We start from the raw sequence: 15,451 nt of genomic DNA on the forward strand, positions 1-15,451 counted from the left end.
CGCAAAATAATCACCCCAGCAATCCCACAGTAAGCCAGGCAAAAATCAGGATAAACAGCAGTTTAAATTTATACCTCGTTCTTGTGTTCATGTCACTAATCTAACAAAAAACGGAGTCATCTCAAATCACCGTCAACTGATCATCTCTGGAAACTGTTACGCGGAGATAAACTTTAAAATTGCGTGCTCCAGTCCTCTCAACTCAGCCAGTCCTTTTAGTCTTCCAATAGCAGAATAACCCGGATATGTCTTTTTATGCAGATCATCCAGCATCTGGTGACCGTGATCGGGACGCATTGGTATAGATACATTTAACCGCTGCTGAAGCTTTGCGATTTCCTTCACCACGCCGAACATATCGGCATCGCCTTCCAGATGGTTGGCTTCATAGAAATCGCCTTCATCATTGCGCTGGGTGCTGCGCAGGTGGAGAAAGAAAATATGCGCACCCAACCTGCCGATCATCCCCTTAAGGTCATTGTCTGCACGTGCGCCAAATGAGCCCGTACAGAAGCAGAGCCCATTGTTCGGCGAAGGAACAGCATCCAGCATTTCTCTTACATCGGCCTCGGTACACATGATCCTTGGTAACGACAATATAGAGAATGGAGGATCGTCTGGATGGATTGCCATCTGAAGGCCTTCTTGTTCTGCTACAGGAATTATGGCCTCCAAAAAAGCATAGAGGTGAGCTTTCAGTTTATTTGTATCTATATGCGCATAGGTCTTTAAAGCCTTCAAAATATCTTCGGCCCTGAACGGCTCCCCCGTTCCCGGCAGACTCAGCAATGCATTTCCGTAGAGGGTGTCTTTTTCAACCTGACTTAGTCCGATAAAGTATTTCCCTGCTTTGAGCAGATCTTTCTGATCGTAGTCTCTTTCTGCATCCGGACGTTTCAGCAAAAAAACATCAAATGCAATGAAAGCAGCTTTTTCAAAATACAGTGCTTTACTGCCGTCTTCAAGCTCATAGGAAACATTGGTACGCATCCAATCCAATATGGGCATGAAATTATAGGTGATAACCTTCAGGCCGCATTTGGCTACATTGCGCATGCTGAGCTTATAGTTTTCAATATACAGTTCGTAGTCGCCAGTCCTTTTCTTGATGTCTTCATGTACAGGTAGGCTTTCTATCACCGTCCAGGTTAAGCCCACACTTTCAATTTCAGCCTTGCGCTTTTTTATTTCAGCAAGTGGCCAAACTGCACCAACGGGAATGTGGTGCAGGGCAGTAACAACACCGGACGCTCCGCTTTGGCGGATATCCTGAAGGCTAACCGGGTCACTGGGGCCGAACCACCGCATTGTTTGTTCCATTTTTTGCATAACGCTCAATTGTTAAAAGCCGATTGAATTACCGCCATCGACCGGCATCACGATTCCAGTAATGTATTTCGACTGATCTGAGGCCAGGAAATAAGCTGCCGCTCCGATATCAGAGGGCATGCCCAATGCACCCATCGGAGTCCGGGACAATACCTTGTTTTTTCTTTCCGGATCGTTGTCCAGCGCTTTAGCCGACATGTCTGTCGCGATAAACCCAGGTGCAATGCAATTCACACGGATGCCAGACGGAGAGAGTTCCACAGCCAGCGCCCTCGTCATCCCTTCAATGCCCGATTTAGCCGCTGTATAAGCGATCACCTTCGGAATGCCATATTGTGAGGCCATCGAACTGATGTTGATGATACTGCCGGATTTTTCGGCAAGCATGATTTTGGAAACTTCTCGTGTGAGGGAAAATACAGATACAAGATTTGTGAGGATGATCTCATTAAAATCTTCATCCGTTACTTCTATGAATGGTTTTTTGGAGTTAATCCCCGCATTATTTACCAGGATGTCTATTTTGCCGTAACGGGCACTGATGTCGTGGATCAGCTCAGGGATCTTGTCCAGGAGGCGGACATCAAAAGCAACGTAGGTGGCTAGTTCACCCAGCTGTTCACATGCGGTCTTCAGTTTTTGTTCATTTCTACCTATAAGTATGGTAAAAATGTCGTTTTTTACAAAACATTGGGCGATCGCAAATCCAAGGCCTGAGCCGCCACCGGTTACTATTGCAATCTTTCTTTCTTTAACAGCTTTCATTAAGGCATTCGGTTGAAGGTTTATCGTTATTATAACAACCGAATGTAGCTATAAATATTATAAAATTACAATCGGTTGCATAAAGATGAGTCCCTTACAATGAGTTCGGACCGGAGTACTATTGAATTTGTAGAGTTTATGTTCTGCTGTCCATTTAAATGTGAGATCAATTTACGGGCGGCTATTTGCCCCATTTCTACACCCGGATAGCTGATGGTAGATAGAGCAGGCCTGATTATCTTTGAAATAGGGTCGTTATTGAATCCGATAAAAGCAATATCCTCAGGAATTTTTATTCCTGAATCCATGAGTTTCATCATACAATTTGCCGCACAGTTGTCATTGTCTACAAACACGCCGTCGGGTAAAGGGCTCATTTTCAGAATCTGCTCAGCACAGTCTATCCCTGCCTGTTCATCTAACATGGTTACGAACGTCTGGTCCTTATTCAATTCAATACCTGCTTCGGCGAGTGCTGACTCATATCCCTTCTGACGTTCTGAATAAACATTTCTTTCCTGGTTTCCTGTAATGTGGATGATGTTTTTACATCCCTGGTCCAGCAAATGCCTCGTGGCCAGATAGCCCGATTTCTGATTGTCGATGATAATCCCCGGACACATGGGATGGTCTAAGGTACGGTCGAAAAACAACACAGGAACTCCTTTTTGCAATAGCATTTCAAATTGGGATACTCCGTTTGTATTGTATGCCACAGACACCATTAAACCGTCAACGCGGTTATTGAACATGGTTTTTATGTTTACAGCTTCTTTATCGGCCGACTCCAGCGACTGACTGATAATCAGGTTGTAATTTGCTTCATTGGCTACTTTTTCCATTCCCGCAAGCACATCAGACATAAAACTGCTGTTCATTCTCGGAATGATCACACCTATGGTATTGGTGCGTTTGCTCCTGAGGTTGCTGGCAAAAGTATTGAAACGATAGCCCATTTCAACAGCGACATCTGTGATCCTTTTCTTAGTCTTCTTGCTGATGGCAGGGTTATCTTTTAACCCCCGGCTAACTGTAGTAGCAGAAAGATCAAGCCTTTTGGCAATGTCATAAATGGTTACTTCTTTTTCTGAATACATCAATATTTGAGATCTGATCCTTTAAATCATTTATACCTAAATACAATACTACGATTTATTATTTATGCTATCGGTTGCATTCTTAAATATTATTTATAGCTTTAACCATAGAAATACTAAAACAACCAAATGAAAATGCAAATCTTAACACTTAAATTAAAAGCTTTTATCTTACTTTTTGTAGTGGGGATACTATTTATCCACCCTGCCCGGGCTGTTGAAAATCTTCCGGCTTTAAAAAAGGTTAAAGTATTGGTCTATACCAAAAACGGAAAAGGCTTCGTACATGACAATATTCCTTATGCTGTAAAGTGTATTGAAAAACTAGGAAAAGAGAATGGGTTTGAAACGGTAGTTTCTGATGATCCTGCTGTTTTTACTGAAGCCAATTTACAACAGTATACCTGTTTGATATTCCCAAGCACCAACAATGATGTTTTCGATACGGATGCGCAGAGACTGGCGTTCAGAAGATACATTGAAGCTGGAGGCGGACTTGTCGGCCTGCATTCGGTCACCGGTACGGAAAGAAACTGGACCTGGTTTAAACAAATGCTGGGCGGTACTTTTTCCTGGCATGCGGTAAATCAGAAATTTTCTGTTAAAGTGATAGATCCCTCCCACCCATCTGTAAAAGGACTACCTATGGTTTGGGAAAGAAAGGATGAGTGTTATTTTGCTAAAGAGTTATACCCTGGAATTAAAGTGGTGATGGCACATGACGTGACTTCGCTGGATTCCTCAGTACCAGCAACAGCAAACATGATCAATAAATTCTCCGCTCCTTTCTCAACGCTATACCCTGCAGTATGGTATCAGAAATTTGATGGCGGCAATGTCTGGATTACCGCGCTGGGCCATGACAAAGAGAACTATGAAGATCCTGTCTTTGTGAAACATGTGCTTCAGGGCATCAATTTCGTTGTAGGGCAATACAAAAAACTAGATTACAGTAAAGCATATGCGGATTCCAGAGACACCCCTCTGCGCTATTAATCAACCCTAACCAATTATAATATATACTGATCGTTATGAATGAAAATGAAAAACTTCCTTATAGCAGAAGGGATTTTGTGAAAACTGCCGTTAAAGGAGCTGTGCTTACGTCTGTTGCAGTAAGTGGCTTCCCGACTATAGTTCCCGCTTCTGTATTTGGTAAAAATGCACCTAGTAATAAAATCAATATAGGACAGATCGGTTGTGGCAGGATTGCTGTAACGCATGATCTGATAGAAACTTTTAAACACGAAAGCGCACGCATTGTGGCAATCGCAGATTTGGATAGCAACAGGTTGCAGGGCGGTAAAAAGCTGGTGGAAGGCTGGTATACCAAAAAGACCGGCAACTCCAATTACATCGACATTAAAACTTATGACAACTACCAGGAACTGCTGGCCAATAAAGATATTGATGCGGTGATGATCAGTACCCCCGATCACTGGCACGCCCAGCCTGCTATAGAGGCTGCCCTGGCCGGGAAACACATTTATCTTCAGAAACCCACTTCTTTGACAATAGAGGAAGGCAGGACGATGAGCGATATGGTCAAAAAATCAGGGGTTATTTTTCAGCTGGGCAGTCAGCAACGCTCAGTAAATCCATGGCCACAGTTTAAAAGGGCTTGTGAACTGGTTAGGAACGGCAGAATCGGGAAACTGAAAAGCGTACAGATCGGTCTTCCTTCTGATCCGGCTGGTGGTATCGCAACGGAAATGCCGATCCCGGCTAATTTCAATTATGACATGTGGCTGGGCTCTACTCCTTATATCTATTATACTCAGGACAGGGTTCACTCAGCGGATGTGGAGTCGCGCGGCGGATGGCTGAGGTGTGAACAGTTTGGCGCAGGCATGATTACCGGCTGGGGTGTGCATCACATCGATATTGCGCATTGGGGAATGAATACAGAATATACCGGGCCGATAGAGATTGAGGCTAAAGCGGAATTCCCTAAAAATGGCTTATGGAATGTACATGGCAGTTATGAGGTTCATGCAAAATATGCAAACGGAGTGGACATGTTCATAAACAGCAAAAACCCCAACGGGATAAAATTTGAAGGGACTGACGGCTGGATCTTTGTAACCCGCGGCAGTGTTGGGGTGACCAAGACTGACCCTGGTGCTGGTGGACCACCAAGTAAGGCTTTTTATGCGAGCGACCCTGGCCTACTCACTTCTAAGATAGAACCTAATGAGGTCCATTTGTATGAAAGTCCGGAACAACACGCAAACTGGCTGGATTGCATACAAAGCGGAAAACCGACCATTAGCCCGGTAGAAGTAGCACACCGCTCCTGCAGTGCCTGCCTCGTGGCTCATGCTGCCATGAAATCTCCAAAGAAATTGTATTGGGATCCTAAGAAAGAAGTATTTAAAAACGATATTGAGGCCAATAAATTATTATCGAGACCTCAGCGTTATCCTTATGGCACGAATTACATTGTTAATAAGAAGGGCTGATGATGAAGAATAAGCTAATGGCAATTACTTTAACGGCACTGTTTGGCTGTGGCCAGCCTGAAAATAAAAATATAGATACTGTTAGATTTATCACACTGGACCCGGGGCACTTTCATGCTGCCCTGGTACAAAAATCGATGTATCCTGGTGTAGATTCGACAGTTCAAGTGTATGCGCCGGAAGGCAATGATGTACAATTACATCTGGCAAAAATTGGCACGTATAATCAGCGCACAGATCAACCGACCCAATGGAAGGAAGAGCTTTATCTGGGAAATGATTATTTTGAAAAGATGCTTTCTGAAAAGAAAGGAAATGTAGTTGTTCTGGCCGGCAACAATCAGAAAAAAACGGAATATATCGGGAGAACTATTGAGGCCGGGTTAAATGTACTCGCCGATAAGCCTATGGCAATTGACAAGGCGAGTTTTGATGTGCTGCAGGCTGCGTTTAAAACTGCCGCAGACAAGGACTTGTTATTGTATGATATCATGACCGAACGTTATGAGATCAGCACCATGCTGCAAAAGGAATTCTCTATGCTGCCCGAGGTGTTCGGCCAGCTCGAAAAAGGCAGTCCGGATAATCCCGCTGTGACCAAAGAAAGCGTGCATCATTTTTATAAATATGTGTCAGGGAAAGCCCTGGTAAGACCGGCATGGTTTATGGATGTAGCACAGGAAGGTGAGGGTATTGTAGATGTCACTACGCATCTGGTAGACCTGGTTCAATGGGAATGTTTTCCCGGACAAATCATTGATTATAAAAAAGACATTGAGCTGTTGTCTGCAACAAGATCGGCTACCGAGCTGACCTTAAGCGAGTTTAATACAGTGACCCAATCCAATGGCTTTCCCGCTTACCTGAAGAAGGATGTAGTACATGACAGCCTGCTTAAAGTGTTTTCAAACGGAGAAATCAACTATAAATTAAAGGGTATTCATGCTAAAGTTTCGGTGAAATGGAATTATAAAGCCCCGGAAGGTACCGGTGACACGCATTATTCTATTATGCGCGGAACAAGGGCCAACCTGATCATCAGACAGGGAGCGGAACAGCAATTTAAGCCTGAATTATACATCGAGCCGGTCAAATCAGGAGATACTGCTTTTGAAGCAGCACTGTCCGCCGGTTTAAAGAAACTGCAGGTTAAATTCCCTGGCATCGATATAAAGAAGACACACAAAGGATGGCAGATCGTAATTCCTGACAAGTATAAAGAGGGTCATGAAATGCACTTTGCAAGGGTTACAGAAAAGTTCCTGGACTACCTGAAAAACAAAAACATGCCTTCATGGGAAGTACCAAATATGATTGCCAAATATTACCTGACCACCGCAGCTTTGGAGCTTGCAAGGAAATCTAAGGAGAAGTAACGGTTACTTCTCCTGTAAATCTACTACTTTTTCGTTCACCTGATTGCCACTAAATTCTGCTCCTGTTACGCGTTCAAAAAGGGTACGTTTCTTGTTCCAGTGAAATGCCGGGTATTCAGTGTTTGTTTTAATCGTATTGACTTTGAATACCAGCCCGTTCACAGATTTTGCATATAGGATGGGCTGATCAAAGGTCTCAAACTGGTTGTTATAAATCTTTATGCCGGAGTGGAAGTACTTCTTTTGTCCTTTAAGTATTCATTGATTTTAGTCTTCAAGAATGCTACACATGTTATTTTACTGCGTAGCTTTCCGCTGCGCTACAGGTCAGGATGCCGGATTAGAAAGGCCGCTTTGCTTATAGCGGCCGTCATCTCGAACGAATGTGAGAGATCTTTCGAACTATGCGTAACTCGGGCAAGAGATCTCTCCTATCGTCGAGATGACGGAAGGAGTAAAACACTCCATTTCGGTTACTTAAACAACCCTTTCAATTCTTCTTCCGTCAACTGCAGCTCTGGCTCAAATGACTTCTCCGAAGCATATTTCATCAGGCTATAACGCAATTGTCTCGCGGTGGTCCGCTTCTCCAAGTCGGTATGGATATCCATCGAACAAATGATCAGCTTTCCTTTACCTAGTTTTGCTTCAATCACAGTCCCCATCTTTCTGTTCTTAAAGAAATTGTCTATCACCCTTACCAGTGGATTTATTCCCTTGGAAATACTGTCCAGCATCAGGGATTTTGAGTGTGTCACCAAATCCCACCATTGCCAATTCGTATAGTTTTCCGTAGGGAAATTCGCAAAAGCAGCACTTTTATCATTGATGAGCAGTCCCATACTACCTGGCTGGCTCGGGAAATGTACCGGACTCCAAAACACTGGTGCAAAGCGGCCTGCTACGCCCTTGATAGCCGATGTATCAGGGTTCAGCAATACCGTCTCCCCTTGCTGCAGCTTGTCGATCGCTTCTTTTATAGAAGTAGTAAATGATACGTTCTGGATGTTAGATGGCTGCTTTGCAGGATATACCCAAAAGTTCCATTGATTTTTATAGTCCGTGTTTTTTATGCTGACACTTACTGTTAAAGCCTCGGCCTTTACTATGCCAGATAAATCAAGGTCTATTTGTCCAACTACATTTTCATTTCCTACCGGAATTTCTTTGGTACGCCATTCACCTTTGGCAACTACCTTCTTTCCGGCATCAGTTACTTCCCATAGGACGGTAGATGGCTGAATCGCTTTGTTCAGAAAGTTTGCGATCTCTGCTGTGGCAGTAAATCTTTCATCATTGGTATAATCCGCTTTTTTAAACCTCAGCAAGGGAACTACAGGTCCGCAAAAGCTGGAGAATTCTTTAGCACTGATGATGCCTTTACTTTCCCAGAATGCATCAAGTAAACCAACGAGTGCTGTACTCTGTCCCGGGAAATCATGAAGGTCGAGTAACTGGAAGCCACTGAAGCCCGGAGTTTTCAATGCCCGTTCAATTTCCTCTTTATACAGGTTGGCAGAGAGCTTACCACTGGCCAGAAGATAAGATTTGGCCAGGGGTAGCAGTCCTTTTTTTGAGAGGTCATTTCTTACCGCCATAAAATTTAAAGGAGTCAAAACGCCTGTATACTTTTTGATCTCATCTATGTTAGGATAGACGGAATATTGTCCTATTTCGTGGGTAACGATAGGCACAGGCAGACTATCGATTGACTTGGTATAATCTGTATTAAACGCCGGGGCTTTATCATTAAAAATACCCTGACCGCGTACCCAACCTTTTACCGTCCACTGCGTGATGTAGAAATCATCCTGTGGTTGTGGCCAGCTTTTCTGACCAAACGAAAAGGACGTGGTGGCATATAGCCTTCTTTTGTCTCCGGATTTTAGTTTTTTTACGAGCTCATTTAGCCACACGAAGTTCCCTTCCAGTTCATTTCCCATACTGAAAAAGCAGAAAGACGGATGGTTGCCATAGTTCTTCAGGATCAGGTCTGCCTCGCTGTTCAGAAAATCATGTTGTGCTTTATCTTTACCTATTGTAGTCCAAAGCGGCAGTTCCACCTGCAAATACATGCCCATTGAATCTGCTACTGCAAAGGCAGCCTCCGGAGGGCACCAGCTATGAAAACGAAGGTGGTTAAGTCCGTACTGCTTAGCGGTGGTCATCACTTTAAGCCATCCTGCTTTATCCATTGGTGGGTGACCGGTAAGCGGGAAAATATTACATTCCAGCGTGCCTCTCAGAAAAATACGCTTTCCATTCAATTGCAGCTGGCTATTTTGATTGGTTACTTTTCGCATGCCAAACTGCGATTTGTATTCATCAACTACTTTTCCATTTTTAGTTAATCTTGTCGTTGAAGTATATAAAGCCGGATTAAACTCATCACAAAGCACAGGATTTGCAATAGGGAAGTCTAGGGTTGCAACGCTATTGGAAAGCTGAACTGACTTTTGAGCAATAGTCTTTCCTTTAAAACTGATGCTGGTCTGCAGGCGGTATCCTTTTTGATCATTAGCAGGAAGCTTTACACTGATGTTAAAACCTGCTTTTGAATTGTCTACATCGGGAGTAATACTTACCTGTTCGATAGTAGCCTGACGTGCAACGAGCTGCATCTTTCCGATCACCCCATTCCAGATGATTTGCGTGCCGTCGGTATAAGCGTGCGTGGCATCTCCGATTTGAAATTGCTGCCTGTTGTCGATACGCAGTGTAATCGTATGTTTACCTGGTGCCAGTTGAGGCAATCGAAAGGTCTGCGGCGCACTAAGGCTTACCGCATCCCCAACTTTGCGGTCATCTACCCATACCGAAGTTTTCCAGATCACCCTTTCTAAGTAAAGTTCAAGGTTTTTATTACTGAATCCGGCCGGGATGGTGATTTCTCTTTTGTAGGATGCAACCCCCACGTAACGATTTTTTCTCCACAATCCGATCATAATTTCTTTGCTCATTTGCTCCGGAGACACCTTGGGCGCCTCGCCTATAGCTGCATCATCCAATGTTCCGGGTAACTGAATGGTTTTATTGAAAGTCCGGGCATTGGTATCCAGTGAATAAGTCCATGTACCTGCTAATGAAATGCGATCCTGGGCATTTGAGGAACTGATAAAAGCAACATTGAAAACGAGAAAGAAAAAGAGGATACGGGCCATGTGTTAAAATTGTATGAGGTGCTAAAGCTTGTGCTTCAAATTTAGCATCCATATTGGTTTATTGGTTCATTTGATTCGAGAATCTAAATAACCCATAAACCAGTTTTTATACAATGGACATTTTAATGTATCAAATGGACAATAATCTTGAAAGGCAATAGCTTAACTATTCGTAAACTTTTATAGGAATATATGCCACTGGCAATCCTGCCAATCTGTAAACATATGAAACAGCAATCCCAGAGCAATGATCCTTGTCTTAGGAAAAAACAGCAGCATAAAATAAACAGCAATGGCATAATAAGAATGCAGCGGATGATAACCTATGCTGCATCTTGTGGAATCGAATATGGGTGTAGCCAATAAGTGGTCTGCATCTACCAGCATGGTTGCAAGCATAATGAGCCATGCCCGCTTCCATTGATCTCTAAAAAACAGGAATGCAATAACCCCTGGTGCCAATAAGTGTAAACTGTAATGCACCAGGGGTCTTGAGAAATTCACAAGCTCAATGGCAGATAACATTAAATGGGTTTCAATGTAATCCGGCTGATCTCTGGCATGGACTTGCCTGTAACCTGACTTGCCTTCAATTCTAACCTCAATGAGGCTGTCCCTAAAGCTTGTTGGGAAATTTCGAAGACACCTGCTTCTATTTCTTTGAAACCTTCATTTCCGGCTTCAATAACGCAGTTCAATATATTGTTTTCCAGGTTAAGGCTAAATGTTCCCGCAGCATTGGTTGCTGAAGCATAGTTAACCAACACCTTATATTTACCCGGTTTCTGGATCTTTAAATCCCAAAAAGCATAATCACTTTTAGCGGTCCAGAAAGCAATTGTATTTGGCCTGTTCGGGTCGTGCGTAGATGCGCCTTTCAGTTTAATACCACCCGTTCCGTTCAGTTTCGCATTATTGGCTGTTAGTACAATGCTACCATCTTTAAGTGAATTCACCTTATCGGCAAATACAGCGGGAGCACCTTTGATCTCGGCGACCACAACCATTGGCTTAGGTCCTGAGAAATCACTAGGTAATTGGATGGTCTTGCCATTGGCCGTAGTTTTAACAGTCAGCAATTTACCCTTAGCTCCTAAAATATAAGCTTTGTTAATGGCGCTCGATAAAGGCACCTCCAAAGTTCCGTTTGCTGGTGTATTGAAAATCTCAAGATATAATTTACCTGGCTTTTGTGTACAGTAACCCCAGTCTGTCGATTGAAAAGGACTGGCAGTAGTTCCATAAATGGCTTCACTGTTCACCTTCATCCAGGCACCCATTTCCTTCATGATTTTCACGGCTGGTGCAGGGATCTGTCCTTCGCCATCCGGACCAATATTTAACAAAAGGTTTCCGCCTTTGCTTACTGTTTCCAGGAAAACGTTCATCATCTTGTCATAGGATTTCCAGTTCTGATCATGATCACTATAGCCGTAACTTTCGTTCATCGTATGGTTAACTTCCCAGTCCATGCCAGGTAAACCCGCAGGCGGAACATATTTTTCAGGTGTACCGATATCTCCGTTCTTGTTTTCCAGGCCATCCCAAAAACGGTTATTCACTATGATTCCCGGCTGCCATTTGACCAGGTCAGTCAGGATTCTTTTGGTCCCCCAGCTTTCACCCTGCAGGTTCTTTGAACTATAATCCAGCCAGAGCACATCCATTTTACCATAGTTATTAGCCAGTTCCTTAACCTGGTCATACAGGTAATTTTTAAAAGCCTCATAGCTCGGCTTGCTTCCTGCTGCACGCGGATTAATTTTAAAGGCAGTGTAAGAATCAGGGTGCTGCCAATCGATCAGGGAATAATAAGCCCCGGTTTTGAGGCCGGCCTTCTTAAAGGCAGCTACAGTCTCTCCATATAAGTCCCTTCCTTTAGGAGAAACATTCGTCCCGCCTGTTAAGGTATTGTTAAGAGAATATGGAGTTTTACTGTTAAAAATGGTAAACCCTTCATGGTGTCTGGAGGTAATGACCATATATTTCATACCCGCTTCTTTTGCAAGAGAAGCCCATTCTTCGGGTTTAAATTTGGCGGCGGTAAACTTTGGTTTTAGGGTTTCACTGTATTCTTTACTTGGCACGCTGGCCCAGGTTTGAATCCATTCTGCATAATGCTGAGGATAGACTTTACCATTCCAGGAGCCCCCTGCGGCACTGTATAGTCCCCAATGGATAAAAAGGCCAAAACGTGCTTCTCTAAACCATTTCAATCGCTGGTCTTTTGTTTCTGCCCACCCGGGCACTCCTTCATAAGGCTGTGGTTCCTGAGCAAAACTGCGAGCCACCACGCTCAGTATCAGAATAAATAATAAAGTGTGTTTTTTCATTGTTAAAGTTCTAACCTAAATTTTTACAGGCTGAATATAATAAATTAATCTCTGAACCGGAGTACCCTTGTTGCTCCAGTTTGTATCAGTATGTAGTCAGCTCTATCCTGACTCGAACTCTGTTTATGTTTGCTACGGGTTTGGAGCGGATTTGGTACGGGTTTCAAGCGGGTTTGGTACGGCTAAAACCCGTAGCAAACCCGTTTAGCATCCGTACCAAATCTGCTTGAAATCAGCGTCAGATATAAACACAATATAACCGGACCCTAAACTGATATCAATTACGCACTAAATAAATTACTGATGATGTTTATGACCGCTATATGGCAGAATATTTGCTATAAAGCAAAGTATGCAAACCATCAATTAAAATCTTTTGTTAACAATTACACACCTTTATTACTATATTCAGTTATCATAACAACACAATAAGTATAAATGACTACAAAACCTTCTTTTTGGCAACGAATAGGCGTTCAGGATTGGTTCTTATCCAATAATGGAACTGCCGCATCAGCCAGTTTAAAGCACCTTACACCTAATGTTGTTTACAAATACATCATTGAAAAGTTCGAACAGTCTATGTCCGAACTGTCCTTTGCCGAGCGCATTGTATTTTATCATGAATACATCATCTGCCTCAATGTGGATGACTACCGTGAGTTTATGGATAATAAGAAAGGGATACTTGGACTAATAGCCCAGGAATCAGTAAAGAGCTTTTATGAGATCCTGAACCAAAAAGTAGCGCAGGGAAAAAAAGCAGAACCATCGAGCAATAAATGGGTGTTCAGGTTTGTTTCTCATCCTGATTATAAACCGGGAGATATTGGTTTCATTGGTAAGCTGCTGCCAGACAGTAACCAGAAAGAGGAAAATCTGCGTGTAACCTTCATTCCCAGACAAACGGGAATGGCACAGACCTTCGACATCAACAATGATGTGCTGAAGGATTTTATTTTTTACAGTGAAGGTTATTATGAAATACCTTATGTGGATAACCTGAAATATGAGCAGAAGACTAAATCTGCTGAAAATGCGCTGATCGCAAGGTTTGAAACCACCATACCCGACAGGGCCTATGCCGGACAGAAGCTCGAGTTTCTGATGAAAGTAGCCGACATTACCGTGTCTGGAAATGAGGAAACCAGGGAGGGGAACGGTATTTTTAAAATCCCTTCTGAATGGGTGAATACGCCTCACCTTAAGATCAGGTACAACGATGCTGAAGACAAGTTCTTCCTGGCATCCTTTGGAGAAAAGACCATTGTGAATGAAAACCTCATTGAGAGAAGTGACATTGCAGGTCCGAAATGGACTGAAGTGCCGCTGAATTCCAGGATCATACTGAACGGGATTATCGGTGTTAACATATTTAAATCCTGATTTATGTCGCATGTACTCGCAATTGCGTTATTGATCATATGTGTGTTCCTGCTGATCGCACATTTTAGAGACATTAAAAACTCGCCTAAATAGAATGGAGAAAAATTATTTTGGATTGACCGATACCGGCAAGGTAAGGGACAACAATGAGGATACTTTCATTGCTGAACGGACCATCGGTATAGATTACATCATCTCCTGCGTCATAGATGGCGTAGGTGGATATGCCGGTGGTGAAATCGCTTCTGCCATCGCAAGGCAATGCATACTTAAGCGTCTGAAAACTCCTTCCGGGGATCTGACAACGCTGATGAGGGAGGCTATTGTTGCGGCCGACGCGCAGATCATGGCGGAAAAGCAAAAGGTAAAAGAGCATGAAAGTATGGCTTGCGTACTTACCCTTGCTGTGGTAGACCTGAAAAGAAATCAATTCCATTATGCCCATGTGGGCGATACCCGCTTGTACCTGCTCAGGGACAATTCACTCGTGAAGATCTCCAAAGACCAGAGTTTTGTCGGTTTTATGGAGGATAGTGGCCGACTTACTGAAGAACAGGCCATGAAGCATCCCAAGCGTAATGAGATCAATAAAGCACTGGGCTTTGGCTCAGGAATAGCAGTGCAGGAAGATTATATTGAAATGGGACAATCCCCTTTTCTGCCAGGCGACTTGCTACTGCTTTGCAGTGACGGGTTGTCTGACATGGTAAACCGTCAGGAAATTACTCAAATCCTGGTCAGGAATACTGAGTTAAAAACGAAGGCAGAGGAACTGATCGTTACTGCCAATAAAAATGGCGGACTGGACAACATCACGGTAGTGCTGGTGAAAAACGACAACGAGTCGCTGGTTCATGAGGCCACAAAGCCCATTGCCAAACCTGAAAGGAAACCGCAGCCAAATAAACCGGTGCTGCGCGAAGTTGTGGAGGCAGTTCCTGTTTCTGCTGTTGCACAGCAAGCTCAGGATATCAAACAGGAACAAAAAAGTAATAAGGGCATCATTACCCTGCTTTCCGTATTGTGCCTGGTGTTCCTGCTGTTATCGGTATACCTCCTTTGGCAAACCAGTCAGCAATTGAACAACGTCAAACAACACAGGCTTACTGCCACTAAGAATATACGCAATCCACAGGAAGTAAAACTACAGGACACCATCAATAATGTGAAAGGCAATGTACTTATTCTGAGTGATTCCTTATTCAAATCGCCGATCATCCTGACTGAAGCTTTACTAATCAACAGGGACACATTATTCATCAAGGCCAAGGGTAATATCGCGATCCAAAGTGATTCAGCCTTTAAGGGAAGCGCCATTGTGGTAAAGCCTGCGGGTAAATACATTTACCTGGAAAACCTGACTTTCGACCATTTCAATACTGCCATTTCATCTCAGAACAATGCCCTGGTGCTAAAAAATATCAGGTTTGTCAATTGTCAGAGCGGAATTACCGCGGCCTACCAGTTTGCGGAAGGAAAGTTTGTAAACGGTCAAATTACCCGAAGTACTTTTAAAACAGATTCCCTAGCCAAACCATAGAT

The 15,451-nt window shown here is 43.4% G+C and carries 12 protein-coding genes; 5 read left to right on the forward strand and 7 right to left on the reverse strand.

The features are described from left to right. Positions 1–156: 156 nt before the first annotated feature. The 3 genes from uxuA to FA047_RS06790 all read right to left on the reverse strand — a co-directional run bounded on the left by uxuA (position 157) and on the right by FA047_RS06790 (position 3,191). Positions 157–1,320: a mannonate dehydratase gene (gene uxuA, locus FA047_RS06780; RefSeq protein ID WP_225872664.1), complete on the reverse strand. Its 1,164-nt coding sequence runs from the start codon at positions 1,318–1,320 to the stop codon at positions 157–159. A gap of 21 nt (positions 1,321–1,341) precedes the next feature. Next, entirely contained in the window at positions 1,342–2,094 is a 753-nt protein-coding gene (locus FA047_RS06785; protein WP_136835246.1) for an SDR family NAD(P)-dependent oxidoreductase, read from the reverse strand. Between the two features lie 65 nt (positions 2,095–2,159). Then, positions 2,160–3,191 (reverse strand): LacI family DNA-binding transcriptional regulator, encoded by a 1,032-nt coding sequence (locus FA047_RS06790; RefSeq protein WP_136835247.1) that lies wholly within the window; start codon positions 3,189–3,191, stop codon positions 2,160–2,162. 129 nt (positions 3,192–3,320) lie between these two features. Between FA047_RS06790 and FA047_RS06795 the strand changes: the two genes are divergently transcribed. From FA047_RS06795 to FA047_RS06805, 3 genes are read left to right on the forward strand one after another with little or no spacing between them, the layout of a single operon-like run. Continuing rightward, positions 3,321–4,187 carry a ThuA domain-containing protein gene (locus FA047_RS06795; protein ID WP_225872665.1) on the forward strand — a complete coding sequence of 289 codons (867 nt, stop codon included), beginning with the start codon at positions 3,321–3,323 and terminating at the stop codon, positions 4,185–4,187. A gap of 35 nt (positions 4,188–4,222) precedes the next feature. Then, positions 4,223–5,653, forward strand: a complete 1,431-nt coding sequence (locus tag FA047_RS06800; protein ID WP_136835248.1) for a Gfo/Idh/MocA family protein — start codon at positions 4,223–4,225, stop codon at positions 5,651–5,653. Next, positions 5,653–7,029 (forward strand): putative oxidoreductase C-terminal domain-containing protein, encoded by a 1,377-nt coding sequence (locus FA047_RS06805; protein WP_205943269.1) that lies wholly within the window; start codon positions 5,653–5,655, stop codon positions 7,027–7,029. The genes FA047_RS06800 and FA047_RS06805 overlap by 1 nt, the downstream gene beginning before the upstream one ends. A gap of 3 nt (positions 7,030–7,032) precedes the next feature. On the opposite strand, the gene FA047_RS21045 is transcribed toward FA047_RS06805, so the two are convergent. The 4 genes from FA047_RS21045 to FA047_RS06825 all read right to left on the reverse strand — a co-directional run bounded on the left by FA047_RS21045 (position 7,033) and on the right by FA047_RS06825 (position 12,523). Next, on the reverse strand, positions 7,033–7,191 hold the full coding sequence (locus FA047_RS21045; RefSeq protein ID WP_205943270.1) for a hypothetical protein: 159 nt from the start codon (positions 7,189–7,191) through the stop codon (positions 7,033–7,035). 311 nt (positions 7,192–7,502) lie between these two features. Continuing rightward, a complete protein-coding gene (locus FA047_RS06815) occupies positions 7,503–10,190 on the reverse strand; it encodes a glycoside hydrolase family 2 protein (RefSeq protein WP_136835249.1) in 2,688 nt (895 codons plus the stop codon). 180 nt (positions 10,191–10,370) lie between these two features. Next, entirely contained in the window at positions 10,371–10,715 is a 345-nt protein-coding gene (locus tag FA047_RS06820; protein ID WP_136835250.1) for a DUF6122 family protein, read from the reverse strand. After that, a complete protein-coding gene (locus FA047_RS06825) occupies positions 10,715–12,523 on the reverse strand; it encodes an alpha-L-fucosidase (protein ID WP_136835251.1) in 1,809 nt (602 codons plus the stop codon). Before FA047_RS06825 ends, FA047_RS06820 begins: the two co-directional genes overlap by 1 nt. A 438-nt stretch (positions 12,524–12,961) precedes the next feature. Here FA047_RS06825 and FA047_RS06830 point away from each other — a divergent pair, with 438 nt between their 5' ends. Together FA047_RS06830 and FA047_RS06835 are read left to right on the forward strand one after the other, a co-directional pair. Then, positions 12,962–13,909, forward strand: a complete 948-nt coding sequence (locus FA047_RS06830; protein WP_136835252.1) for a hypothetical protein — start codon at positions 12,962–12,964, stop codon at positions 13,907–13,909. A gap of 94 nt (positions 13,910–14,003) precedes the next feature. After that, positions 14,004–15,449: a protein phosphatase 2C domain-containing protein gene (locus FA047_RS06835; RefSeq protein ID WP_136835253.1), complete on the forward strand. Its 1,446-nt coding sequence runs from the start codon at positions 14,004–14,006 to the stop codon at positions 15,447–15,449. Positions 15,450–15,451: the final 2 nt, after the last annotated feature.

This window comes from Pedobacter frigoris (assembly GCF_005116445.1).
In the GTDB taxonomy this organism is placed as follows: domain Bacteria; phylum Bacteroidota; class Bacteroidia; order Sphingobacteriales; family Sphingobacteriaceae; genus Pedobacter; species Pedobacter frigoris.